Source organism: Bradyrhizobium sp. R2.2-H, assembly GCF_004346455.1.
In the GTDB taxonomy this organism is placed as follows: domain Bacteria; phylum Pseudomonadota; class Alphaproteobacteria; order Rhizobiales; family Xanthobacteraceae; genus Bradyrhizobium; species Bradyrhizobium diversitatis.
The window spans coordinates 127,317-152,069 of sequence record NZ_SMBR01000015.1 but is presented as its reverse complement, the minus strand read 5'-3'; the positions used below and the strand labels follow the sequence as shown (position 1 = coordinate 152,069).

The window sequence follows — 24,753 nt, the reverse complement described above, 5'->3', positions numbered from 1 at the left end:
CGGCTGAGCCTGCTATATCGCGGCTGCGAGAGGCGGCGTCAACCCCGCCAGGGGCCCGGGCGTTGACCTTGTTAATACCCGTGTTTTCCGGCCGGGCCCCGTCGGTTTGAAGTACCGCAGCCCCGTCGCTAAGATTGGTCTGTGCAGGGGAAACGCGATGGACGATCTCATCATCATCGGTGGCGGCGAGCATGCCTTCATGGTCTATGAGGCCGCTCTCCTGTCGGGCCAGTTCAACGTCGTCGGTTTCCTCGATCGCCAGCCGGGTACCCTGGGCAATGCGCGCTACCTCGGAACCGATGACGTTGCGCCCAACTATCCGGATGCCGCCTTCGTGGTCGGGATCGGAACGATGCAGGCGGGGCCCGCGCGCCGGCAATTGATCGGCCGGCTGCAGCTCAAGCGCTGGGCGACGGTGATCCATCCGCGCGCGTTCGTCTCGCCTTCGGCAACGATCGGCGCGGGCAGCGTCATCATGCCGGGTGCGATCGTCAATGCACGCAGCATGATCGGCCATCACTGCATCATCAATTCCGGCGCGGTCGTCGAGCACGATGTGCGAGTGGGGCACTGCACGCATCTGTCCCCCGGAACCGTGGTTGGCGGCGGTGCAGAGATCGGCGACAACTCCTTTGTGGGGCTCGGCAGCCGGGTCCGCGATCACATTTCCATTGGCAATGATGCGCTGGTGGCGATGGGTTCCGTCGTTACGGCTTCATGGCCGCCCGGGTCCGTGCTGCGCGGGGTTCCTGCCAAGCCTCGTCGTTAAACCGGGTCGTCCGGGTCAAGCGCCTGCGGCGCCGCCGTTCCGATCAAGGACCAATAATCGATCGGCGGCCGCCCGGTGCCAGGCCGCTTGGCCGTGATGTCGGCCGGTCCGATGATCTCGCCGGCCCTCAGCGCGCGCGCCGCCACGATGCTTTTGCGCGCCACCGGGACGTTCCTGATTTCGGATTCCTTCGGCGTCTTCACGCCGTCGCCGAGCGCGGTCTCGACATTGCGAATGGCGCCGACCATGCGCTTGAAATCGTCCGGCTCGAGTGAAGCTGCGTGGTCGGGGCCGAGCGCATTGCGATCCAGCGTCAGGTGCTTTTCGACGATGCTCGCGCCGAGCGCGACCGCGGCGACCGAAATCTCGAACCCATCGGTGTGATCGGAATAACCGACCGGAAGCTGGAATGCAGATCGCATCGTCGCCATCGCGGCGAGGTTCACATCGGCGATGGGGCAGGGATATTCGGTCGTGCAGTGAAGCAGGCTGACGTGCCGCGCCACCGCGGCGCGTGCCGCCGGATCGCGCCATGCTGCGCGGAACGAGGCGACGCCTGCGGGATCGTTGCGTTGCGCATAGCCATGGGCCAATACACCCAGCGCTTCCTCAACCTCGCCGAGTGTTGCCATGCCGGTCGATAGGATCAGCATGGCGCCGCCTCTCGCCGCTGCATGGAGCAGCGGCGCATTGGTGAGGTCGCCCGAACCAATCTTGAGGCGCGACAATCTCAGAGACAAAAGGAAGTCGAGCGAAGCATTATCGAACGGCGTCGACAGAAACTCGATGCCGCGCTCCTTGGCGCGCGCGATCAGCGTCTCATGCGCAGCCTGCGGCAGTTCGAGACGTTCCAGCATGGCCAGCTGGCTCTCGCCGGCATCGGTGGTGCGCTGCTGATAGTCGGCCTTCTTCGCCGCGCCGCCCGCCAATGCCTTTGCATTGAAGGTCTGGAACTTGACGATGTCGGCTCCGGCATCGGCTGCCGCATCGACCAAAGCCAGCGCCTTTTCCAGGCTGCCGTCGTGATTGACCCCGGCTTCCGCGATGATCAGCGTGTGCGTCGTCATGGCCGCGCTCCGCTTGCGGGAAGTTCGTAAAAGCCCTTGGCCAGAAGCCGCCTGAAATCGGGGATGGCGGCGATAATGTCGGCAAATCGCCGGCTGGATTCGCCGTCGCCGTAGGGGTTGACGGTGGCTTCGCGGCCACGCTGGAGTCCTGCCGAGATCGCGGCGGCAATTGCGCCACGTTCGGGCGCTGCATGAAACACCGAGGCCGCGCGCTCACGCCCCTTCTGACGGTCGCCGATATCCACCGTGGGAACGCCGAAGGAGGGTGCTTCGAGCACACCGCTCGAGGAGTTGCCGATCACCAGGTCTACTTGGCTCATCAGGCTGAGGTAACGGAGCTGCCCGAGCGAGGCGACCGCGATCGTGTTTGGCCGGCGCGCCGCGAAGGCCTTGGTCCGATCGTTCAGCGCGCGCCCTTCGGCATCGGCATTGGCGAGCGTGAAGACAAGACGGAAGGCGGGATCGAGTGTCGACAGGGCTGCAAACAACTCATCCAACTCGGCCACCGACCGCCCGGCTTCGACCGTGACGGGGTGAAACGTGATGAGTGCATTGCGTTCGCCGAGCGGCATCCCGATCGCGTCGCCTATGTCGTCGCGGTTCATCAGACCGAGATGCTTGATGGCGTCGATGCCGACCGAGCCGATGGTATGGATGCGGGACGGGTGCTCGCCAAGCTGCATCAATCGCCGCGTCGAGCCTTGATTGCTGGTGAAATGCAGATGCGCCATCTTGCTGATCGCGTGGCGCGTGGATTCGTCGACAGCGCCTTCGGTGACGTCTCCGCCGAACAGATGCGCCATCGGCAGTCGCATGAACATCGCGGCCTGCGCGGCCGCGAACATCTCAAAGCGGTCGCCGAGCACGACCACGAGATCCGGCTGTAACCGCGTGAAGGCGTCGGCAAAACCGATCACGCCGAGTCCGACCGATTTGGCGACTCCGGCGCCGGTATCGCTGCTCAGCAGCGTCTCGATGCGCTCGTCAACCTCGAAACCTTCCTCGCGGATGGAGTTGAAGGTGTAGCCGAACTCTGGCGCGAGATGCATGCCGGTGGCGATGAGCTGAAACGTCAGGCCTGGCGTCTGACGGATTGCGCGCATCGGCCAGACCAGCAGGCCGAAATCGGCCCGGCTGCCGGTGACGAAGCAGATTTTTCGTGCGCGACTAGTCATCGCGGGGCCTGATGCTGGCGCTGCTGGGCAGGTTGATCAGCCGGCGTTCTATGGATTCCGCGGTGGAAAGATCGCCGCGCGGGCCTTGCGCGAACATCGGCAGCCTGTGCATCAACGTCCAGGCCGGGCGCGCGCCGAAGCCGGCCTCGTTCAGTGCCGTGAGCACGTCGTCGCGCCGCTCGGCATGCGCTTCGTCGAGCAGGACCGCGTTCAGCCAGTAGTTGCTCGTAGTGTCCTTCGGCTCCCGCGAGAAGCGTACCCCCGGGACATGCGCGAACGCACGTTCATAGGTGGCCGCCAGCCGGCGCTTGCTCGCCAGGAAGCCGTCGAGCTGCTCGAGCTGGGCGCAACCGAGCGCGGCGTTCAGGTTGGGCAGGCGGTAGTTGAAGCCGATCTCGTCGTGCACGAAGGCCCATTTGTGCGGCAGCTTCGCGGTCGTGGTGAGATGCTTGGCGCGGCGCCCCAGCTCCTCGTCATTGGTGAGGATGGCGCCGCCGCCGCCGGTGGTGACGATCTTGTTGCCGTTGAAGCTCAGCGCCGCGAGCCGCGCCTGCGATCCGACGGCGTGACCCTTGTAGGTCGAGCCGAGCGATTCCGCGGCATCCTCCACCAGCGCGATGCCCCAGTCGTGTGCGATCGCTGCGATCTCGTCGAGTGCGACGGGATGCCCGAACGTGTGCATCGGCGAGATCGCCGCGATGCGGCGTCCGGTCTCGCGATTGATCGTGCCTCTTGCGGTCCGCTCCGCAACCGCCCCGAGGCGCACCGCGAGTGCGCCGGGATCCATGCCGAGCGTGGCAAGCGAGCTGTCGACGAAATGCGGCGTTGCTCCGCAATAGGCGATCGCGTTCGTCGTCGCGATGAAGGTCAGCGCTGGGGAGATGACCTCGTCGCCGGGCTCGACGCCGGCGAGCCTGAAGCAGGCATGCAACGCGGCCGTACCATTGACGACGGCGACCGCGCGTTTGGCGCCGGTGACCTCCTCCAGCATGCGCTCGAACCGATCGACAAAGGGACCGACCGAGGAAACGAAGGTGCTCTTGATGCACTCTTCGAGGTAGGCGATCTCGTTTCCGGCGAACACCGGTTCGTGCAGGCCGAGCACGCCGTTCGGCGTTCCCACCGCGTGCCGCACGGCGTCGACGATCGTCTCCGGCTTGAAGTCTGAGCCGGTCACGACATTGCCTACCATCACCTCAGACATTGTAGACGTCAGCCTTGTAGCGGTTGAGGTTTGCGGGATTGGTGAACCAGTTGACGGTCTTGACCATGCCGCGACGCATGCCCTCGACACCGCCGAATTCAGGGCTCCAACCGAGCTGCTGGCGTGCCTTGGAATTGTCGGCCCAGAGCCGCTCGACCTCGCTGTTGGCGGGACGGAGGCGCGCCTCGTCGGTCTCGATTTCGATCGTGGTCCCCATGACATCGGCGATCATCTCGACGGTCGCGCCGACCGAGATCTCGAAGCCGCTGCCGAGATTGATGGTCTGGCCGACGCATTGCTCGGCCGGCGCGGTAAGTCCCGCGATGAGGCCGCGCGCGGTATCGGTGACGAAGGAGAAGTCCCGCGTCGGACTGACGGCGCCGAGACGGATCTTGCGCTTGCCGGTCGCGATCTGGCTGATGATGGTCGGAATCACCGCGCGCGCCGACTGCCGGGGGCCGAAGGTGTTGAACGGGCGGATCACGACGACCGGCATGTCGAACGAGGCGTGGAACGACAGCGCCATCTGGTCGGATGCGATCTTCGAGGCCGAGTAGGGTGACTGGCCAACCAGCGGATGGTTCTCCTTGATCGGGACGATCTGCGCCGTGCCGTAGACCTCGCTGGTCGAGGTCTGCACGAATCGCCGCACGCCCGCCATGCGCGCCGCCTGGAGCACGTTCACTGTGCCCTTCACATTGGTGTCGACATAGGAGTCGGGCGCGACGTAGGAGAAGGGAATCGCGATCAGTGCAGCCAGGTGCAGCACGTCGGTGCAGCCACTGGCGGTTGCGATCATGAAGTGCGGATCGCGGATGTCGCCGGCGACCACCTCCACGGACTTCATGATGTCGGCGGGAACCGTGTCCAACCAGCCCCAGGAATTGAAGGAGTTGTAGTAGACGATCGCCTTGACGCGTGCCCCGGCCTTCACCAGCTCCTCGACGACATGCGAACCGATGAAGCCGTCGCTGCCGGTAACGAGGACGCGGGCGTCCCTTAGATCTGCCATGCCGGACCCCAGAAGGCGATTAAGCCTGTGTTCGCAACAAGATGGCGCTATAGCACACTGGCGGTTGCGCGCAACAGAGCAGCGCCAGAAAGCTGCCAAATGCCCGGGGATGCAGCAGTTTTCGTGACGCGCGCCTAGGCCTAGCCGGCCGGGATGAGGCGCTGTCTCACGAAGGTCTCCAGGTTGCCGCCCTCGAACAAGTGGCCCGCGAGGCCGGCCGCACGAGCGGCTTCGATGTCGCTCTGCTTGTCGCCGATCACCATGCTGCGCGTCATGTCGACCGGAAAGCGCTGTGCGAGATCGGTGATCATGCCCGGCGCCGGCTTGCGCCGGTCGCTCGTGCGGCAATAGCGCGCGACGGTTCCTTCGGGGTGATCGGGGCAATATTCGAATGCATCGACATGCGCACCGATCAGCGCCATCTGGTCCGCCATCCAGCGGTGCAGCGCGACCACGTGATGCTCCTCGTAATAGCCGCGTGCGACCCCGGACTGATTGGTGATGACGAAGGCAAAATAGCCGGCGTCGTTGACGGCCTTCACGGCCTCGCGTGCGCCCTCGATCCATTCGAGCCTGTGCGTCTCGAAAGTGTATCCCGAATCATGGTTGAGCACGCCGTCGCGATCGAAAAACACGGCCGGCCGTCGCAGCTTGTCCCGCAATTCGCGGTCGGCGCGCGCAAAGTCGTCGGGAATGCCGATGTCGATGAAGTAACCGCGATAGGCCGTGCCGCGCAGCGCGCCGGACTTGGTCAGGCCAGGAAAAACGTCCTGCTCGAGCGAGGCGGGAAGCGTTGTGATGTCGGCAAGAACGGACTTGTCGATGACGTAGATGCCGGCATTGACCGGTCCGGTGGCACCCACACCCGGGGCGATGAAGTCACGCACCACGTCACCGTCGAGGACGACGCGTCCATAGCGGTCCCCGACGACGGCGTCGCGCAGTGCCATGTGAACGCGTCCCCCTTGGGCGCGCATGATCAGGTCGAGCAGGTTGAAATCGAACAGGGAGTCGCCGTTGAGCAACAGGAACCGGTCATGCAGAAGGTCGCGCGCATGCACGAGCGCACCGCCGGTGCCGAGCGGCTCGGGCTCGCGCGACACGATGATTCGCGTCGATCCCCTGGCGGCCGCGGCGTAGTGCGTCTCGACGATCTCCGCCTTGTGGCCCGCAAGCAGAAGAATTTCATCGAACACGCCGTAACGTACCAGTTCGTCGAGCAGCGTGTCGAGAAACGGCCTGCCGCCAACATCGAGCATCGGCTTCGGCACGGTTTTGGTGCGTTCGCCGAGGCGGGTGCCGAGTCCCCCGACGAGGACGACAGCCTGTCTCAGCACGTCGGCTCTCCCAATCGGCACCTCAGTCGAAGGTGAGCAGCAAATGTCTGTCTCAAGGTTCTTGCTCTCGTTGGATCGAGCCGTAGTGGCCGGATCGTCTCCCAACGTCGGTCGATCCTCGACAAACGCTTGGCGAACGCGACACTGAGTGAAAAGCCCCCGCACCAACGCCCGTCAATGGCAAGCTGCCCGCTGCGACAGGAACTGTTGCGGGCTCTGTTTACGCTTAGCGGCGCCCGGAGGCAACGAGCAAGGGAGGAGTCGTGGATTCTCTTGTCGAACGAACCGGTCGGGGCGGAGGCGGGCGATCATACGAGGGTCGCTCATCGAGATCCCTTGGCCATGGGCCGATTGATCAACCAGAGATAGCTCAGTATGATAATGACCGGGTTCCCCTTCCGTGTTGTGGGGGTTGCCGGGGACAAGAGTCACATGCCGATGGCCGAGCGTACGCCGCGAGCTCCAGCGTTTCTGCAGCTCGCGAGATGGTTCCATGTTGCTGTCCGAGCAGCGCGGAAACATTGGGTCCTTTCGCTCATGATCGGGGCGATCCTGTTGGCTGCTCTTGGCTCCCTTGCCGTCGGCCGGAAGGTGGAATCCTGGACCGCGACCTCGACGATCGCGATTGGTACAATGCCCACCCTTCAAAGTATTCTCGGGCTCGCTGGGGCAGGAGTTGAACCCGTGGAGAGTGCCCGTGATCTGGTGACGCGAATCGGAGCGGTCCAATTTCAGAGCACTGTTCTGGCCGATGCTCGCAAGGCGCTTCCCGACTCGCGTGGGGCATTCGGCGGAGCCTCATTGCGCGGGATCGTTGTTGGCGATTCGTCGATCCGCCTGGAGGCGAGCGCCGCCTCGAAGGAGGAGGCGGCGACCCTGCTTCAACAGGCTGTTCTCGCGATCCAGGCCGCACACCAGAGAATATTCGAGCCGAGGATGGAGTTGTTGCATTCGGTGCGCGCGCGCCTGCAAGATGCGAGAGTGCTGCTCAACGATGCATTGAGAAAGAGCAGTATGGACTTGGCGCCGGCTCGGCCGGACGGGGGTTCCATCGGGGCTGCTTTCGTGGAGAGTCCAGGGGCTTCGGTCGACAGGATGCTCAATGTTGATACGCGCATTGCTCTGCTAGCTTATATCGAACGCACCGTGAAGATGACGGGGCCGCAAGATGGCTTGTCTCCCGCGACGGAAGGGCCGAGGGAAGTCAATCTCGTGCAAAGAGCCATCCTGGCGGGCTTGGGTATTCTGCTTTTCATCGGTCTTTTGACCTTCTTTCTGAGGCGGCCGGCGCGTCTGGGTTAGGACTTCGGCAATGACCATTCTGGCTGGAGCCTCCATACTCCTCTTCGTCGTCTGGCTGGGGCTGTTCAGGTCGGCGATCCTCGTTTGTCTTGCCTTCCTTTTGTTTACCTTCGCATGGCGGACGATCTCGTCGCTCTATATCGATCTCATGGGGCCCGTGTTCTCGTCCCAGCTTCAGATGTTCATTGGACCCGGCGTCATGACGGTGTTCCAGTCGATTGCGTATTTTCTGACGCTTCTTCCCTTCCTCTGGGTCTTCAATTCGAGGGCGCTCGATGAATGGGCGCGGGCGGCTCCAACTCCCGGGCTGCCTGCGTCCCAATCTCAACTGACCCTTTCGGACGTCACGTTCTACGCGTCCGTCCTCTTCTTGATCCTGCTTTTCGGTGCCCTGATTCAGGGAGGTGTCATTCCGTTGTTTGCCAAGATCGAGCGTTGGACCTTCAACGAGCAGGCCAGCTTCCTCCATCGCTTGGTGGTCGAGCGAGGGGACATGCTCTGCTTCTGGTGGGGGACCATGTTTGTGGCCGAGCGATTGCGACGCCAGCGATACGATTATCGCTTCGTGGGTTTGCTGGCCGTCCTCACCTTCTACATGTTTCTCGCAGGCGGCCGCTTCTCGCCGTTCTACCGATATTGTGCGTTCTTTGTCATACCGTTTTCCGCGGTGCTGATCGTTCAGGCGCGAGATCTCGGGAGCGCAAGTTTGTTCAGCTTGCTGCCCCGGATTAGCGACCGCCGTATCGTGCTGGCCGGCACCGGCGTCATTGTGCTGACGGCCATGATGATTGCATTCGCACTCTATTGGAATCTGACCAGAGTCCGAGGGTTCGAAGGTCAGGCGGCGCTGGATGCTTTTGTCGAGCGTGTTCTGGTGCAGCCCTCGGAGATAGGATGGGCGTCCTATCAACGCGTTCTGGTCAACGGAGATTGGGACGCGCGCCACGTCTTCGATTTCCTGTTCGACCGCCCCATCGTTGCGGGACGGAACACGACCCCGCAGCTTCTGATGTCCGAAACCATTGGTGAGCCGCGGACGACGGAACACATCACAGGCGGTTTTCAGTTCGCGGGCGGGTTTCCCGAAATTTTCTTCGAACTGCTTGGTCCTTATTTCGGCTGGATCTTCCTGCTGGGGGCCGGTTGGCTCACTGCGCTCCTCTCAGCTGTCATGATCCGGTCAATCATCGTCGAACGATATCTGACGGCGGCTCTATCTTTTTACGTGCTGTACGGCATCTACGTGATGTACATCGGCGGCATGCTGAACTTTGTCGCGACGCCGACATATTGGGTGAAGATTGCTGCGCTGTTTGCGGCAATCATTATCGAGGAGCGGGCGCCCATTCTTCCGTGGGTGCTGGGCGACAGGACTCGATTGTTTCGCCGCTTTGTGGTGCGACGTCCGCAATTGCCCTGACACAGCCCTCAATTCCACCAAGCAATGAGCAAACGGCGATCTTCAGTTTCTGTTCGATGGATCGTCCGGACGGCCGACGATCAGGGCGCCAAGCGTGAACAGATCCTCTTCGGAGAAGCCTCTGAAGCATGGTGCCAATCGTTCCAGAACATGCCGCTCCGGCGGCCGACGATCGGGCTGATCGCTGAGTAGCTCGAACCCGGCCTCTCTAAATAGTTTCAGATACTCGCTGTGGCGCAAACGATTGACGTACTGGAAGCGCGACTGGAAGGGCGCCCAATCCTCCTCGGAATAGGTCAGAAAGTTGAACGAGCTGATGGACGGATCGAAGCCTTTGAAGTGGTCGCCATAGTCGATCTGCATGAGGGCCAGTCCGTCAGGACGCATGATGCGTCGCAGCTCCTTCAAGATCGCGGCGATGTCATCCTTGGGAATGTGTTCGAGCGTTTCGACGGAGACCGCGCAGTCGATCGAACCGGCCGGCAGGCCTGTCGTCCGGGCATCGGCTGGCGCACGATAGTCGATCCTCCAGGAACGTTCGAGGTCGTCAAGGGAATTGATATCGGGGTGGCTGTTGCCGCTGAGTCTGGAAATGATGGCGGCATTGGAGCGGATCAGCTCCAGCTTGGCCAAGCGCGCGATGTCGACCGTGATGAAGCGCTGCACTCCATGCGCGCTGAAGGCGAGCGGAATGATCAGATCGCGCCCGGTGCCGAACTCGAAGCAGGTCGAATCCCGTAGCGGTCGCAGACTGTACGCTTGGTGAACGCCCAGCAGCCGCTGCGCGAGCGTGTAGACGGATTTGACCTGCTTTTCGGGCCGCGGCAGCCGTCGTGTGACGTAGCGCTGCAGCGCGTAGTGGATGTCTTCGCCAAAGGGGATGTTCGACAGCACCGAGAACGCTCGCGCCTTTGTCTGCCAGCGCACGTCAGTGATTCCTCGATTGAATGGACGTCGTGGTTGGCATGGTGCTGACGAACGGTCGTCGAAGCATGGTGGATGTCCAGGATGGGCCCTGATCCGGCTGTTCAGGCGGGTACCAAATCGCATAGCCAGCTTTGATCATATAAGAGCCGCAAGCGCAACGCAAGGTTGTGGAGCAGGCTCAGGAGCAAGTCCGACCGAGGTCGAAGTGCCTCCTCCGGCTACGTCGCGGCCGCAGGTTGCCCTCCAAGCTGCTGACGTGCTCGTGGCGAGCCGTGTCTTCGGAACAGCTCGGCGTGGCGCCATTCCCGGTTGATTCCACGGTCGGCTGAGCGTAAACAGACGCTCAAATTACGTCGACGTTTCAGCATGCGGGCCGGAAAATCGCGTATGGTTTGTCGAAAGCTGCCGGTCGATTTGGTCTGTGCCGGTCCATTGCTCTCCCGCCGAGTCTTGTCGAATGTCCGGTGAACTGCAGATCGGAGAGGCCGTCGCGAGAGGTTATCCGCCCGCGGTGCTCTACCTGCGCAACGACGAGACCGTCACGACGCAAGTCTGCGCATTCAACTACTTCTCGGTCTTTATGAATGATCATCCGGAAGTGGACGCGCATGTCTGGCTCTTCGACGGAGCGGGCACGCAGGCCGGGTATTTCCACAGGGAGCTCGGCGTCAACGGACAGCTGCAGTTGCAGACTTCGGAGCTGTGTCCGCAGGTTTCGGGAACGGTGGCGATGGCGCTGGTCCCGAAACACGAGACCAAGCTTCGTCCCGGCCGGAAGGTGACCACCGGCTATTATGCACAATATTTCTCGCAGCACGGTGCGGTGACATTGTCACACGAGCGCGAACCCGTGGCGGCCGCGCCGTTCCCGACCTCAGCCTGGATGCAATCCTATCTTACGCGATTCCTGAAGGAGTCCGGCGTGGTGCTCGTGAACTCCTGCATGGCGCCCGAGGGCGTCTCGGTTGGGACCGCCCGGCTCATGGCCCTTGATGGCACCGCATTGGGCCAGCGCGCGCTGCCGGAGATCGCGCCGATGGGAGCCGTCCGCATCAGCACGCTCGATCTTTTCCCCGAGGCTGAAAGGTTGATCGGCGCGGCCGAAGGTTTCGCTCTGGAGTTCAAGGGCACCAACATCGCCAGCCCGTTCAGCTATTATGAGTTTGCCAACGGCAAATTCAGCTTGCATCATTTTTAGGGGCGCGTCCGTGACACGTTTCTCGTCCAGTCCCTGGAAGCCCTACGAGCCCAGATTCATGTTCCCGACCTTTGCGGGTGTCGAGTCGCGCATGGGTTTCTCGATCCCTGCTTGGTATCGCCCCGTCGACATCAGGTATCTCCGCAGCCTCGTCGCCGGCAGTCTGCGCAAGAATTTCCGCGAAACAGTCAAGGATCTCGTTCCCGAACTCGCCAGCCTGGTCGCCTCGGGCTTCAGCAAGAAGCTCAGGTTCAAGCTGCACATCCTGTCCCGCGACGGCGAGTACCGGGCAACCTACGAGTTTCCGGACAATTATGCGCCGGGTTCCTCCGTCGAGATCGAGCTGTCGCGTCTTTTCGCCTCGCTCAAGCTGCCACAGGAGGATTATCTGGTCATCGCCGTGATGTCGCGCGGGCGTATGGACGGCTTCCGATCCTCGCCTGCCAGCTATTCGATGACCTATGTCGATCAGGACAACGTCGCGATCTATCGCACCGGAGCCTTTGCCCGGCCCTTGAACGAAGGCAGACTCAAGGCGCATGTCGGGTTCACCGGGATCAATCCGAAGATCATTGCGACCAGCGACATCGTCAGCAGTCTGATGCTGATCAATCACTCCTCCGATCCCGAATATGCTCATGCGGCGCGGCCGACATCGAAGCTGATCCGCGAGGATGGCGAGCAGATCGAGGCCGATTTCGGCGAGATTCCGCCGCTCGGGGCGCGCGAGATGTCGGTCGTCGACATGTTCGGCAGTCGGGTGTTCGACTTCCTAAAGCCGTTCGGCGGCCGCGGGTCCACCGTCACGACCTGCGTAGGCGTCACGCTCGCGAGTCTGCATCTACAGCGCACGAACGACAACCGGAGAACACTGCTGGGTATCGAGCATTCGCGGCCAGCGCATATGAACCTCGCTGGTATTTTGCAGCATTAGGGAAATCGATCATCGGAGCGCAGCGCAGTGTTGTCTCGCCTCCGTTACGAGAGATAGTGCCGCCGCTACCACACGCTTCTCCCGCCGTCGATCACCAGGTTCTGCCCGGTCATGTAGCTCGAGGCGTCGGAGCAGAGGAACTGCACCGCAGCGCGGTATTCGTCGGCATCGGCCATGCGAGCCATGGGAATCAGGCGCGTCAGTCGCTCGACGAACGCGGGATCCTGGTTGTTGAAGACGCCGCCGGGCGAGATCGCGTTGACGCGGACGCCGTGGTCGGCCCAATAGGTCGCCAGATATTTCGTCAACCCGATCAGGCCGTGCTTGATCACCGAGTAAGTCACGGGTTTCACCGGCTGCTCCTCCTCGTGTGTCACCTGTGGCTGGCGGTAGATTCGCTGGTCCGGCGCGATCACGCCGAGATCGGAGGCGATGTTGAGGATCACGCCGCGACCGCGTTTGGCCATCGCGCCGCCGAACACCTGCGCGCATAGCATCGCGCCGGTCAGGCCCACGGCGATCTCGGTCTGCCATTGTGGCACCGGAAACGCCTCGAAGCGGGAAGAATGCATCACGCCGGGTGCGGAGGTCACCTTGGGGTCGATCGCCGCGTTGTTGACGAGGATGTCGATGGAGACGCCGCGGCCGGAAAGTTGCTCGTTTGCGGCCCGCACCGAGTCAAGTGTGGTGACGTCGATCGCAAGCGCGATCAGGTCGGCGGACGGCGCGTTCTGCTTGAGCGCGGCAACGGCTGCTTCGGCCTGCGCAAGCCCGACATCGGTGACGACGACGCGCGCGCCCGCTTCCGAAAGCGCGGCGACATGCTGCCGCCCGAGCAGGCCGCCTGCGCCGGTCACGAGAGCGGTGCGGCCGGTCAGGTCATAGCGTGAGGACGGGCTTGCCATCGGAGGCTCCTGTTCAGCTACGCAACTGGCCGCCGTCGGCGACCATCACGCTGCCGGTGATGAATGAAGCGCGGGGCGAGACGAGAAAGGCGACGAGATCGGCGACCTCCTCCGGCTTGCCCAGCCGGCGCAGCGCCACGTCGCGGATGAGCATCTCCTCGACCGCAGCGCTGTCCTCGGTGAGCTTGCGCGCCCAGGTGCCGTCTGCGGCCAGGATGTTGCCGGGTGCCACCGCATTGATGCGGATGCCTTCGAGCGCCAGCGGCCGGGCCAGGCCGCGCACGGTCGCATTCAGCGCGGCTTTTGCGGCGTAGTAGGTGACGGGCGCGCCAAGCGCCGCCATGCCTGCGATCGAAGAGATGCAGACGATGGCCCGGTCGCCGCTGCCGCGCGCCATCAACGGCCGGGCGGCCTCGATCATGTTGGTCGTGGCGAAGAGATTGAGATCCATCACCCGCGCCCACTCCGCCGCAGTTTCCTTCCCGGGCGGCACGGAAGCGCCGCTGCCGACGTTACAGACGAGGATGTCGAGGCGCCCCCACCGCCGTTCGACCTCCTGCATCAGCGTCGCCGCGGCAGCCGGATCGGTGACATCGGCCACGTGTACCGATGTGCTGCCGCCGACCGCGGCTCGTGCGGCATCCAGCGCATCTGTGCCGCGCGCGGCGAGCGCGACCTTGGCACCTTCCGCTGCGAGGGTCGTTGCGATCGCAAGCCCGATCCCACGGCTGGCGCCGGTGACGAGGGCGACGCGATCGTTCAGCTCGAGCTTCATCGCGCTGCGTCCTCGATCCAGCGAACCGTCATGTCGCGATATTTCGCCAGCGCACCTGCGTGATCGCCGTCGCTGGCTCGCGCGGTCTGCAGAATGTACTGTCCCTTGTAGCCGGAGCGCTCGATCAGACGGATCGTCTTCGCCAGGTCGGCATTGCCGGTGCCGAGCGGCACGGTGGTGCCGCCCCTGACACGATCCTTCACATGCACGTTGAGAATGCGCGGTGCGTAGGCATCGATCTCCTCGGCGCTGTCGTAGCCGAGCGAAGCGCTGTTGCCGCTGTCGTAGTTGATGCCGAAGACCTCCGCCGGAAACGCCTCCATGAACCGGGCGAGCTCGCGCGGGGGCAGATCGGACTCGAAGACGATCCTGACATTGCGCCTTGCAAGTGTCTCCGAACGCGCGAGCAGCACGCGCTTCAACGTATCGCTCTCGCTCTGTCGCTCGATCTTGCCGTTGTCGACCAGCGGGATCACGACGAATTCGATGCCGATCCGGCTGCAGGCGGCGATCAGGAGGTCGAGGTCGGCGACGAGTGCGTCGCGTACCACGGCATCGACCTTCCAGAACGGTGCCTGCATGAAACAATCGCCGGTCAAGCTCGGGATGCGCACACCGTTCTCCCGCGACAGTGTCAGAATCTCCTGTTGTCCCGGCTCGGTCGTGAGCGGGTTCTCCCGCAGCCGCTCCTGATCGATGGTCCATTCCATCCGCGTCAGGCCGAGCGCCTTGGCGCGGGGAAATTCCTCGCGCCATTCATTCCACGGGAACGCCTGGATCTTGCCGTCGACCAGTGCCGACAGGCGTCCCTGCATGAAGCCGATGCGTTGCAATGTTGCGGTCACGATGTGCTATCCGAGCTGATGGCGAGACCCTTGGTGGTCCAGCCCCCATCGACGAAGATTTCCTGGCCGGTCACGTAGGCGGAGGCGTCCGACGCCAGGAAGATGGCGGCGCCGATCATGTCGGCGGGCTGCCCCCAGCGGCCGAGCATGGTGTGGCGGCGCCTGTCTTCGTGCATGACCGGATCGGCAAAGCTCTTCGCGGTCATCTCTGTTGCGACATATCCCGGTGCAAGCGCGTTGACGCGGATGCCGTCGGGTGCGTAGTCGGCGGCGAGTGCCCGCGTCAGCCCGGCAAGGCCCGCCTTCGCCGCCACGTAGCCGGGATTGCCGGGAAAGCCTCGGATCGAGTTGATGCTGGTGACGTTGACGATTGCGGCCGAGCCGGCGTTCTTCAGGAGCGGATAGGCGGCGAGGATGGTGGTGTAGACGCCGGTAAGATCGGTTGCGATCGTGGCGCGGAAGCGCGCGAGCTCGCTTTCGGTGCTCTGGGCCGGAAGACTGATGCCGGCGGCATTCACGAGCGCGTCGATGCGTCCGGCTGTTGCCGCAATGGCGCGGAACGCGTTGTCGATCGCTTCGTCGTCGCAGAGATCGCAGGCAATGGCGATGACGCCCTGCGGCGCGGTCCCGGACCGGCTGAGGCCGAACACCTTGGCACCCGCACCCTGCAGGCCGCTGGCAATCGCCGCGCCAATACCTCGCGAGGCGCCGGTGACCACCGCGATCTTGCCTGCGAGAGAGAAGGCGCTGAGCTCAGGCATAGCCGTAACTGCGCATGATGGCGGCGCAAAGCTTGACGTCCTCGGGACGATCGATCTGGAACATCTTGTGACGCTCCATCACGTGGAAGCCGATCTTGCCGCCGAGACGATTGTTCTGCTCGCGCAGGAGGGATGGGATAAGGACGTAGAACGAGCCGTTCTCGAGGTAGCGCTTCTCGATCTGCTGCCGCATGCGGCGGTTGCGATAATCGTAGTTGATCGGCTCCGGGCCGTTCGCGCCGATCCGCCAGTTGAAGTAATCCTCGACCTCGCAGACCGAAAGCAGGCTGTCGAGATGATCGCGATCGAAGGTCGCTAGCGCGTTCTCGATGTCGCCGGGCTCGCGGATCGGCGATGTGGCTTGAAGTGCGACGATGCGCTCGAACCGGCCCATGCTCGCCTCGGTCGCATCGAGGGCATGCAGCCAGGCGGATTCGGAGGAGGCGAGGTCACCCGAAATGTCGTCCGGACGCCGCACGCCGACGGCGCCGGCGGCCTCGGCGGCGGCCAGGATATTGTCACTGTCCGACGAGACCGCCACCACGTCGACGCCACGTGCGGCGCGCGCCTGTTCGACCGTCCAGGCGATCAGCGGCTTGCCGCAGAGATCGAGCAGGTTCTTGTGCGGGATGCCCTTGGAGCCGCCGCGCGCGGCAATCACGGCCAGCGTCTTGCGCGCCATCAGATGTGTCCCTCGAGACGCTCGAGCGCGGTCCAGAAGCCTTCGCCCATGTTCTTGTGACCCTGCCATATCTCGGGAATGAATGACGCCGTCGGCGCATGCTTGCGCAGCACCTGTCCGATTTCGTCGAAATCGATCTCGCCCTCGCCGATCTGGAGTCCTTCGCCGTCGAGCCCCTTGGCGTCGCCGAAATGCAGATGTGCAGTGTGCGGCCCGAGCTGGGCGATGCCTTGTGCAAAGTCGAAGCCGAAATGATTGGCGGCGAGCTTGGTGTGGGAGATGTCGACGCACATGCGCAGATCATGCTTGGCGCAGAATGCGGCCGACTCCTCCGGGAAGATGAAGATGTTCTGATGACGCTGGCCGCCGAAATGCCAGGGGAACGGGGCCATGGTCTGCGGCGTCAGCTCGACGCCGTCCATGTCGAGCTCGGTCAAGCTCTGCGCAAAGATGCGGTAGCGCTCGGCCTTCTCCTCCGGCGGCAGCGGCTCGTCCATAGTGAAGCCGCCGATATTGGCGACGATGGGCGGGCGCTTGGTCTTGGGAAAGAACTTCTTGAGGCTGCGGGTGATGTCGATCACCGCTTGGGTCTGCTCCAGCGAGTAGCGCCGCAGCGCCTCGTCGGGCGTTGCGAGGTCCATCAGCTTGGAGCCTGCAAACAGCTCCGGCGCATGCACGACGAAGCCGAGATCATAGGTGCCGGAGAGATAGGCCGCCGGATCGCGCTCCATGTCGCTGTAGCTGAGATGGAATTCGATGATGTCGGGCTCGCAGATCTCCAGGAAGCGCTCGGTATCGTGATAGCGCACCGGCACGCCCCAGGGGCGGTCGAACCGGTAGCGTCGAGCCTTCGCGGCGCCTTCATTGAGGTCGCTCTGGAAGAAATAGTCGTCCGCCGCCATCGTCCGCGTCAGCTTGCGGCCGAGCAGCGCCGGCATCTTCAGCGGCGACAGGCCCTGTCCCGGGCTCTTCACGGCGATGTCGCTCTCGGAGATCATCGTACCGGCCGGAAGGTCGCGCGCGGCCACCAGGCTCTTGGCGAGGTTTTCGCGGTTGATCAACTCGCCCTGGCTCAGCGCGCGCTCGGCGAGCTTCTCGCCGCGCGCCGCCTCGACTTCGCGAATGCCGGAGACGAGCGCCTTGAACTCCTCCGGCTCGAGACTTGCGGCATGGTCCGGACCTTCCATCTCGCGATCGAGCGTGATGTGGCGTTCGATGACGACGGCGCCAAGCGCGACGGCGGCCGTCGAAACGGCAATGCCGCGCTCGTGGCCGGAATAGCCGACGACTGGATGGATCTCGTGCAGCGTTTCCATGAAACGCAAATGGATGTTGTGGAGCGCGGCCGGATAGGTGCTCTGGCAATGCAGCAGTACGTAGCTGGCATTGCGGTCGTCGAGGAACTTCGCCGCTGCCTTGATCTCGTCCGTCGTGCTCATGCCGGTCGAGACGATCAGCGTCTTGCCGGTGGCCGCGAGGCGGGCGAGCAGCGGCAGGTTGGTGAGGTCGGCCGAGGCGATCTTGTAGGCGTGCACACCGAAGCCTTCGAGCACGGCGACGCTCTTCGCGTCCCAGGGCGTGCAGAGGTACTCGATCCCCTTGGCTGCGCAGTACTCGGCGATCTTCTTTTGCTGCGCGGTCGGCAGCTCGAAGCGCCGAAGGAGATCGAGCGTATATTCGACGGCGAGGTCGTCGTCCTTCCCAGACAGGCTCGAGGCGCGATAGACTTCGTCCAGCTTGCGCATCTGGAATTTGGCGCAATCTGCCCCGGCCGCGACCGCGGCATCGACCAGCGCAATGGCGCGGTCGAAGTCGCCATTGTGGTTGTTGCCGATTTCGGCGATGACGTAGCAGGGTTCGCCTTCGCCCAGAAGACGGTTGCCAATGCGGACCGGAGCAGACTGTTTGGGCGATGTCATCAACATTCTCGTCTCTATGCGTCAGGCGAGCCGCGCGGGAACGCGCGACTTCCACGTCCGCAGCCCGTTCTCTTCGAACATGATGCGCGAACAGCGATGCCCCTGCTGTTCCAGCGCCGCGATGAGCTGGTAGCGCTCGAAAGGGCGTACGAAGAACAGGAAATAACCGCCGCCGCCGGCGCCCAGCAGCTTGCCGCCGACTGCGCCGTGCTGCTTGGCGAAATCATAGATCGCGTCGATTGCCTCCGACGAGATCTTCGAGCTCAGCTTCCGTTTGGCGTGCCAGGCCTCGTCGATCAGCCGGCCGCATTCCAGGAGCTGGCCGCGCAAGAGGTGCCGCCTTATGTCGCGCGTCACCTCCTTCTGCTTGGCTGCCGCGGCGACGGCGTCGCTGGTCTCGTGCTGGGCCTTCTGGTCGCGGTGAATGGCGCCGGAATCGCGGCCGGAGCCGGCGTAGCAGAGCACCAAGCTCTCCTCGAGCTCGGCGATGATGTTGGGATCGAGACGAAGCGGCACGATCGTATTCTGGTCGGAGAAGAACTCCATGTGATTGAAGCCGCCGAACACGGTGGCGTACTGATCCTGCCAGCCGCCGGGAATGTTGAGCATCAGTCGCTCGGCCTGGAAAGCCATTTCCGCGATCTCGTGGCGGTCCCACTGATCCCCACGGAATTCGTTGAAGCAACCGATGATCGCGGACGAGACCACAGCGGAGCCGCCGAGGCCGGAACCGACCGGGAAATCGGCGGATACCTCGAGCTCGAATCCATAAGTCGGCTTGATCAAGCGCACGACTGACTTGATCAGCGCGAGATCTCCGCCCGTTCCGAGTTCTGCGAGATTGTCGGCCTCGACCGTGCAACGGAAATCGTGCGAGTAGATCCGGATGCTGGGATCGTTCCGGCGCCGCAGCGTCGCGTGAGCGTACATCTTGATCGTGGCGCTGATGACCGCGCCGCCGTCATTCGCCACGAAGTAATGCGTCAGGTCGGTGCCGCCGCCGGAGAAGCTGATCCGCACCGGCGAGCGGGCACGCGCGAACACCTCGCTCTCTTCCGAGAGGTTGAACAGCTCGCGGCTGAATACGTCGACCAGCCGTCCCTCGCCATCGAGGATCGGCACCACGTGCACGCGCTGGTCGAGCAGCTTCAGGATCTGCTCGCGCGGGCCGCCGATCGGCGCCCAGACGAAGTTGCGATTGATGCAGGACGCGACCCGGTCCTGGATCGTGATGCCGGTCAGCATGCGCCTGCGGATGTCACCGTCCGTCACGGCGCCGACGATTCGTCCGCTCGCGTCCTGCGCGAACAGGATGCCGAGCATATTCGCATTCAGGCGCCGGAAGGCTTCCTCAATGGTCTCGGTCTCGGCGATGGTGACGAGGGTTCGTTCAAGCACGCTTTGGGGTCCAGAAAGGGCCGATTCCGGCCATATCGTAGCAAGGTTGGTAATACGGGAGCGGCAGCGACGATGCAAGGTTTCTAGGCCACGCCGGACTCGCGCCAGAATGGCGGGTGCAAGCACTTTGGCCGGGCCGTAGCCGATTTACATCGGCCGGGGCCCTTGGAGAAGGCTTCCGTAACGGAGCCGAACGAGATGGTCGCGACTGGAGGCAACTCGGGGATCAAGTACGGGCATCACGCATTGCTTCTGCGCGACGGCGAGTGGATCTCGGCTGCAAGGGATGCGCTTCACGCATCCGGGACTCGACGTCACTTGAGGTCAGCGTTCGTCCGCGATCACCTTGCCGTCATTCGGCAGTGCGCCGAGGCTGACTAGTTCGACGGCGCCACCGAGCTTGGTCACGGCGCGCAGAGTTCCGGCGATCTCTTCGCGTAGCGCCTCGCTCGCGGTCGCCGTTTCCGCTCTCAATGTCATCGCGTCGCTCTCGCCCTGCCGTGTGACCACGAGGCGTAGTCTTCCAAGCGAGGTATGGCGCTTGCCGATCTCGGCGATCTGCTCGGGCCGGACGAACATGCCCTTGATCTTGGTAGTCTGGTCGGCGCGGCCCATCCAGCCCTTGATGAGCATGTTTGTGCGCCCGCATGGGCTTGAGCCGGGTAGGGCCGCGGTGAGGTCGCCGAGGGCGAGCCGGATCCAGGGATGGTGCGGATCGAGCGAGGTCACGACGATCTCTCCGACGTCGCCAGGCGCAACCGGATCTCCGGTGCCGGGCTTGACGATCTCCAGGATCAGGTCCTCGTTCACGACCATGCCCTCGCGCGCCTCGGTCTCGAACGCGATGAGGCCGAGATCGGCGGTGCCGAAGGCCTGGTAGGCGTCGATGCCGCGCGCCTTGATCTCGGCCTGGAGCGAGGGCGGGAACGCGGCGCCCGAGACCAGCGCGCGCTTGATCGAGGAGATGTCGCGCCCGGAGCTTGCTGCGGCGTCGAGCAGGATCTTCAGGAAATCCGGCGTGCCGCTGTAGCCAACTGGCCGGTAGGCCTCGATCAGCTCGAATTGCTGTTCCGTATTGCCGGGGCCGGCCGGGATGACCGCGCAGCCGAGCGCGCGTGCGGAGGCGTCGAAGATGAAGCCGCCGGGGGTGAGATGGTAGCTGAAGGTGTTGAGGACGATATCGTCAGGACGGAACCCCGCCGCGAACAGCGCCCTTGCGCCGCGCCAGGGATCTCCTTGCCGTCCCTCCGGCTCGAAGATCGGGCCGGGAGAGGTGAAGAGGCGGGCGAACGAGCCGGGAGGCCCTGCTACGAGGCCCCCGAAAGGCGCAGAGGCCTTATGCAGGGCGGGCAGCTCCGATTTGCGCAACACCGGCAGGCCCGCCAGGGCCGCCCTGGAGGTCACGGCGGCGGGATCGCAGCCTTTGAGCCGCTCGGCATAGGCCGGGGCGGCCATCGCGGCTCGCAGCACCCCTGGCAGGCGAGAGAACAGGTCGGCCTCGCGCGCTGCTTGTTCACGGGTCTCGCGGGCGTCGTAATGGGCGGTCATGGCTGTTCTTTCCGTGTTGGCATCCGTTGCGCGCCGCCACCAGCATGGGTATCAGACCGCCATTGGTGAGGCCTAGAGAGGACCCGATGGCGGACGAAGGAATCATTGCGGCGGACGAGGCGTCGAACGTCGTCGCGCGCCTGAAGCGCCGCATGATCGACGAGGCGCTGCCGCTGTGGTCGACGGTCGGCTGGGATCAGGCTGCGGGTGGTTTCATCGACCGGCTGCACCGCGACGGCGCGGCGGATGCGGCTGCGCCCCGGCGCGTATTCGTGCAGGCGCGCCAGATCTGGTGCTACGCCAAGGCGGCGCAGATGGGATGGTATCCTGAGGGGCGTGGCATCGCGCTGAAAGGGCTGGAGCATCTGCTGTCCAGAGCGAAGGCGCCCGATGGCCGGCCCGGCTACGTGCACCGGCTGACGCCCGAAGGAGCGGTGCTGGATGCCCGGCGCGATGCCTATGACCACGCCTTCGTCCTCTTTGCGCTCGCGGCCGTCTACGCCCTCGACCAGGATGCGCAGGTCCGTGCCGAGATCGATGCGCTGCTCGCCTTCCTCGACGGCCATCTGCGCTCGCCGCATGGCGGCGTTCACGAAGGCCTTCCGGTCTCGCTGCCGCGCCGGCAGAACCCGCACATGCATCTGTTCGAGGCGATGATCGCGTGCTTCGAGGCGACCCACGATCTGTCGTTCCAGAACCGTGCCGGGGAATTCTTCGCACTGTTCCTGGCCAATCTCTACGACAAGCAGAAGCGCATCCTGACTGAGTACTTCGAGGAAGACTGGTCGAAGATCGAGCCCGTCAGCGTCGAGCCCGGTCACCAGGCGGAATGGGTCTGGCTGCTGAAGGGCTTCGAGCGCATCACGGGGTGCCCGACCGCGCCGCGGCGTGCCGAACTGCTGTCGACCGCGCTGCGCTTTCGCGACGAGGCCACCGGCTGCCTGATCGACGAGGGGGACGACGTCGGCAACGTCCGCCGCAGCACGCGCCGGCTGTGGCCGCAGACCGAGATTGCGAAGGCGTGGATCGCGCAAGCCGAGTCCGGCGAGGTGGGGGCGGCGGACGAGGCGCGCGCGGCGCTGGTGCGGCTCGAACGGCATTATCTCAGCCATCCCGTGAAGGGCGGCTGGTACGACCAGTTCGATCGCGACGGCAAATCGCTGATCGACATCATTCCTGCGTCGTCGTTCTATCATGTTCTCTGCGCAGTCACGGAAGCGGAACAGGTGCTTGAGAGTTGAAGCTCTTTTGTATCGACGCGCTTTCTTCACGCGAACCGGTTCCCGCTTCGCCTGAGAACGCTACAGCCAGCGCTTGCGCCGCTTGAAGCTCTTGAGGTTCTTGAAGCTCTTGCGCTGGTCGCCGGCGCCGCCGAGATAGAACTCCTTGACGTCCTCGTTGTCGCGCAAGTCGTCCGCGCTGCCGTCGAGCACGACCTTGCCCTGTTCCATGATGTAGCCGTGACTTGCCACCGAGAGCGCAGCGCGCGCGTTCTGCTCGACCAGCAGGATGGTGACGCCGAGGTCGCGGTTGATCTTCTGGATGATCGAGAACACCTCTTTCACCAGCAGCGGCGACAAGCCCATCGAAGGCTCATCCATCAAGATCATCTTCGGGCGCGCCATCAGCGCGCGGCCGATCGCGAGCATCTGCTGCTCTCCGCCGGAGAGATAACCGGCAAGGCCGGTGCGCTCTTTCAAGCGCGGAAAATAGCTGAAGACCATGTCGAGGTCGGCGTCGACCTCGCGGTCCCGGCGGGTGAAGGCGCCGAGCTTGAGGTTCTCCAGGGAGGTCATGTCGGCGACGATGCGCCGGCCCTCCATCACCTGGAAGATGCCGCGGCGCACGATCTTGTCGGGATCGATGCCGTTGATCCGCTCGCACTCGAACAGGATCTCGCCGCGCGTGACCTCGCCGTCCTCGGTCTTGAGCAACCCGGAGATCGCCTTCAGCGTCGTCGACTTGCCGGCGCCGTTGGCGCCCAGGAGCGCCACGATCGCGCCTTTCGGCACGTCGAGGCTGAGACCGCGCAGCACCAGGATGACGTCGTCATAGACGACCTCGATGTTGCGCACGGCGAGGAGGGGAGCGGACGCCACGGCGGTTGGCTTGGCGCGGGATGCTTCGAGGGTGTCGGTCATGCTTCAAAACTCCGCTGTCGTCGCAGCTTCATCCGTCATTCCGGGGCGGTCCGGAGGACCGAACCCGGAATCTCGAGGTTCCGGGTTCGCCTCTTCGAGGCGCCCCGGAACGACGAAGGGACTAGGCGCTCACCACCCCAGCAGTTCCGGCTTGCGCGGCAGCTCGACGGTCTTGACCTTCTCGAGCTTGATCGTGCCCTTGGCCATGACGTCGTTGAGGTCGCCGTCGGTCGCGCCTGAGACCTTGGTACGATAGAGGTCGACCTTGAGCGTGCCGCGATGGTCCTTCTCGGTCCAGGTCGAGGGATTGCAGACGCCTTCCATCCCGGCCGGCACCCAGTCTTTCTTCTGGTGGAAGCCCTTGGCGACGTTCTCGCCGGTGGCGCCGCCGTTCTTGGCGGCCCAGTCGATCGCCTCCTTCATGTACATCGCTGAGCAGACAGCCGCGACGTAATGCACGGGGCGATAGACCTTGCCGGTGGGATCGGATATCTTCGAGATCTCCATCACCGTCTTCATGCCGGGCGCATCGCCGCCCCAGCTCACCGCGGTGCGCAGCGGGAAGATCACGCCGTTGGCGGCATCGCCCGCGGTCTTGGCGGCGTTCTCGTCCATGCCCCAGACATTGCCGAGGAACTGGATATCGACGCCGGCGGTCTTGCAGGCCTTCATCACCGAGATGTTGGAGGCGGCGGTGTTGCCGAGATAGGCATAGTTGGCGCCCGAGGATTTCAGGCTCAGGCACTGTGCGCTGTAGTCACCCGGCGTGAGGGCGAACACCAGCGGCGGCAGCACCTCGAAGCCGAGCTCCTGCGCCATGGCTTCACCGGCGGCCTTCGGCGCGTTCGGATACGGGTGGTTGGCGCCCATGTGCACGAATTTGGGTTTGCCGGACTTGCCCTTGGCCTTCCAGTCCTCGGCCGCCCACATCAGCATCGCGCGCAGCGCGTCCGAATAGCTCGGGCCATAGAAGAAATTATAAGGCGCAGGCTTGGCCTTGCCGCTGACCCCTCCGGGATCGGTGAGGGCGGCGGCATAGGAGCCGGACATGTCGGGGATCTTGTCCTGGGCAAGGAAACCGGTCAGCGCCTCGGTGTCCGCCGTGCCCCAGCCCATGATTGCGGCGACCTTGGAGTCGGGCGCCGACCACTTCTTGTAGAGCGCAATCGCGCGCGGCACCTGATAGCCATAATCGTTGGTGTCGAGATTGACCTGCTTGCCGCCGATGCCGCCGTTCTTGTTGACCCAGGCGAAGGTGTCGGCGACGGCCTGCCCGAAGGGCGTGCCGACGTCCGAGGTGCCGCCGGAATAGTCCGCGAGATGTCCGATCGCGATTTGCGCCTGCGCGCCGGCCGAGAATGCGGCGATCGCAATCGCGAGCGATGCGGTGCTCAAAAGGGACTTCATCGTCATGGGTCGGTTCCTCCTGTTTAT

Annotated in this window: 22 protein-coding genes; 6 read left to right on the top strand and 16 right to left on the bottom strand. The window is 64.0% G+C overall.

Annotated elements, in window-relative coordinates; all coding sequences use genetic code 11:
• Positions 1-157: 157 nt before the first annotated feature.
• Positions 158-769, top strand: a complete 612-nt coding sequence (locus EDE08_RS31565; RefSeq protein ID WP_131873028.1) for an acetyltransferase — start codon at positions 158-160, stop codon at positions 767-769.
• On the opposite strand, the gene neuB is transcribed toward EDE08_RS31565, so the two are convergent.
• The 5 genes from neuB to EDE08_RS31540 all read right to left on the bottom strand — a co-directional run bounded on the left by neuB (position 766) and on the right by EDE08_RS31540 (position 6,564).
• Positions 766-1,836, bottom strand: a complete 1,071-nt coding sequence (neuB, locus tag EDE08_RS31560; protein WP_131873026.1) for an N-acetylneuraminate synthase — start codon at positions 1,834-1,836, stop codon at positions 766-768. The genes EDE08_RS31565 and neuB overlap by 4 nt on opposite strands.
• A complete protein-coding gene (gene neuC, locus EDE08_RS31555; RefSeq protein WP_131873024.1) occupies positions 1,833-3,011 on the bottom strand; it encodes a UDP-N-acetylglucosamine 2-epimerase in 1,179 nt (392 codons plus the stop codon). The genes neuB and neuC overlap by 4 nt, the downstream gene beginning before the upstream one ends.
• A complete protein-coding gene (locus tag EDE08_RS31550) occupies positions 3,004-4,215 on the bottom strand; it encodes a LegC family aminotransferase (protein WP_131873022.1) in 1,212 nt (403 codons plus the stop codon). The genes neuC and EDE08_RS31550 overlap by 8 nt, the downstream gene beginning before the upstream one ends.
• A complete protein-coding gene (locus tag EDE08_RS31545) occupies positions 4,208-5,227 on the bottom strand; it encodes an NAD-dependent 4,6-dehydratase LegB (RefSeq protein WP_131873020.1) in 1,020 nt (339 codons plus the stop codon). The genes EDE08_RS31550 and EDE08_RS31545 overlap by 8 nt, the downstream gene beginning before the upstream one ends.
• 140 nt (positions 5,228-5,367) lie before the next feature.
• Positions 5,368-6,564, bottom strand: coding sequence for an HAD-IIIA family hydrolase (locus EDE08_RS31540; RefSeq protein WP_165936289.1), 1,197 nt, complete (start codon positions 6,562-6,564; stop codon positions 5,368-5,370).
• 537 nt (positions 6,565-7,101) lie between these two features.
• Between EDE08_RS31540 and EDE08_RS31535 the strand changes: the two genes are divergently transcribed.
• Positions 7,102-7,866, top strand: coding sequence for a hypothetical protein (locus tag EDE08_RS31535; RefSeq protein WP_132042681.1), 765 nt, complete (start codon positions 7,102-7,104; stop codon positions 7,864-7,866).
• A 10-nt stretch (positions 7,867-7,876) separates the two neighbouring features.
• Complete coding sequence (locus EDE08_RS31530) at positions 7,877-9,286, top strand: DUF6418 domain-containing protein (protein WP_131873014.1); 1,410 nt, start codon at positions 7,877-7,879, stop codon at positions 9,284-9,286.
• Positions 9,287-9,328: 42 nt separating this feature from the next.
• Here the strand turns inward: EDE08_RS31530 and EDE08_RS31525 are convergent, their stop codons facing one another.
• Positions 9,329-10,180 (bottom strand): class I SAM-dependent methyltransferase, encoded by an 852-nt coding sequence (locus EDE08_RS31525; RefSeq protein WP_165936288.1) that lies wholly within the window; start codon positions 10,178-10,180, stop codon positions 9,329-9,331.
• 544 nt (positions 10,181-10,724) lie between these two features.
• Between EDE08_RS31525 and EDE08_RS31520 the strand changes: the two genes are divergently transcribed.
• Both EDE08_RS31520 and EDE08_RS31515 read left to right on the top strand, forming a co-directional pair.
• The gene (locus EDE08_RS31520) at positions 10,725-11,411 is read left to right on the top strand and encodes a hypothetical protein (RefSeq protein ID WP_245524935.1); all 687 of its coding nucleotides are present in this window, start codon (positions 10,725-10,727) and stop codon (positions 11,409-11,411) included.
• Positions 11,412-11,421: 10 nt separating this feature from the next.
• Positions 11,422-12,345 carry a hypothetical protein gene (locus tag EDE08_RS31515; protein ID WP_131873008.1) on the top strand — a complete coding sequence of 308 codons (924 nt, stop codon included), beginning with the start codon at positions 11,422-11,424 and terminating at the stop codon, positions 12,343-12,345.
• Between the two features lie 65 nt (positions 12,346-12,410).
• On the opposite strand, the gene EDE08_RS31510 is transcribed toward EDE08_RS31515, so the two are convergent.
• The 8 genes from EDE08_RS31510 to EDE08_RS31475 form a co-directional block, all read right to left on the bottom strand.
• Positions 12,411-13,250 (bottom strand): SDR family oxidoreductase, encoded by an 840-nt coding sequence (locus tag EDE08_RS31510; RefSeq protein WP_131873006.1) that lies wholly within the window; start codon positions 13,248-13,250, stop codon positions 12,411-12,413.
• Positions 13,251-13,263: 13 nt separating this feature from the next.
• Positions 13,264-14,025, bottom strand: a complete 762-nt coding sequence (locus tag EDE08_RS31505; RefSeq protein ID WP_131873004.1) for an SDR family NAD(P)-dependent oxidoreductase — start codon at positions 14,023-14,025, stop codon at positions 13,264-13,266.
• Entirely contained in the window at positions 14,022-14,870 is an 849-nt protein-coding gene (locus EDE08_RS31500; protein WP_131873002.1) for a sugar phosphate isomerase/epimerase family protein, read from the bottom strand. The genes EDE08_RS31505 and EDE08_RS31500 overlap by 4 nt, the downstream gene beginning before the upstream one ends.
• Complete coding sequence (locus tag EDE08_RS31495; RefSeq protein ID WP_131873000.1) at positions 14,867-15,631, bottom strand: SDR family oxidoreductase; 765 nt, start codon at positions 15,629-15,631, stop codon at positions 14,867-14,869. Before EDE08_RS31495 ends, EDE08_RS31500 begins: the two co-directional genes overlap by 4 nt.
• Positions 15,624-16,313 (bottom strand): acylneuraminate cytidylyltransferase family protein, encoded by a 690-nt coding sequence (locus tag EDE08_RS31490; protein ID WP_131872998.1) that lies wholly within the window; start codon positions 16,311-16,313, stop codon positions 15,624-15,626. The genes EDE08_RS31495 and EDE08_RS31490 overlap by 8 nt, the downstream gene beginning before the upstream one ends.
• The gene (locus EDE08_RS31485) at positions 16,313-18,232 is read right to left on the bottom strand and encodes an N-acetylneuraminate synthase family protein (RefSeq protein ID WP_245524934.1); all 1,920 of its coding nucleotides are present in this window, start codon (positions 18,230-18,232) and stop codon (positions 16,313-16,315) included. Before EDE08_RS31485 ends, EDE08_RS31490 begins: the two co-directional genes overlap by 1 nt.
• Positions 18,233-18,253: 21 nt before the next feature.
• Positions 18,254-19,630: a GHMP family kinase ATP-binding protein gene (locus EDE08_RS31480; protein ID WP_131872994.1), complete on the bottom strand. Its 1,377-nt coding sequence runs from the start codon at positions 19,628-19,630 to the stop codon at positions 18,254-18,256.
• 324 nt (positions 19,631-19,954) lie between these two features.
• On the bottom strand, positions 19,955-21,178 hold the full coding sequence (locus tag EDE08_RS31475) for a phenylacetate--CoA ligase family protein (RefSeq protein ID WP_131872992.1): 1,224 nt from the start codon (positions 21,176-21,178) through the stop codon (positions 19,955-19,957).
• An 86-nt stretch (positions 21,179-21,264) separates the two neighbouring features.
• Between EDE08_RS31475 and EDE08_RS31470 the strand changes: the two genes are divergently transcribed.
• Positions 21,265-22,419 carry an AGE family epimerase/isomerase gene (locus tag EDE08_RS31470; RefSeq protein ID WP_165936287.1) on the top strand — a complete coding sequence of 385 codons (1,155 nt, stop codon included), beginning with the start codon at positions 21,265-21,267 and terminating at the stop codon, positions 22,417-22,419.
• A gap of 60 nt (positions 22,420-22,479) precedes the next feature.
• Here EDE08_RS31470 and EDE08_RS31465 read toward each other — a convergent pair whose 3' ends face one another.
• Complete coding sequence (locus tag EDE08_RS31465; protein WP_131872988.1) at positions 22,480-23,319, bottom strand: ABC transporter ATP-binding protein; 840 nt, start codon at positions 23,317-23,319, stop codon at positions 22,480-22,482.
• A 129-nt stretch (positions 23,320-23,448) separates the two neighbouring features.
• Complete coding sequence (locus EDE08_RS31460; protein WP_131872986.1) at positions 23,449-24,732, bottom strand: ABC transporter substrate-binding protein; 1,284 nt, start codon at positions 24,730-24,732, stop codon at positions 23,449-23,451.
• Between the last annotated feature and the right edge of the window lie 21 nt (positions 24,733-24,753).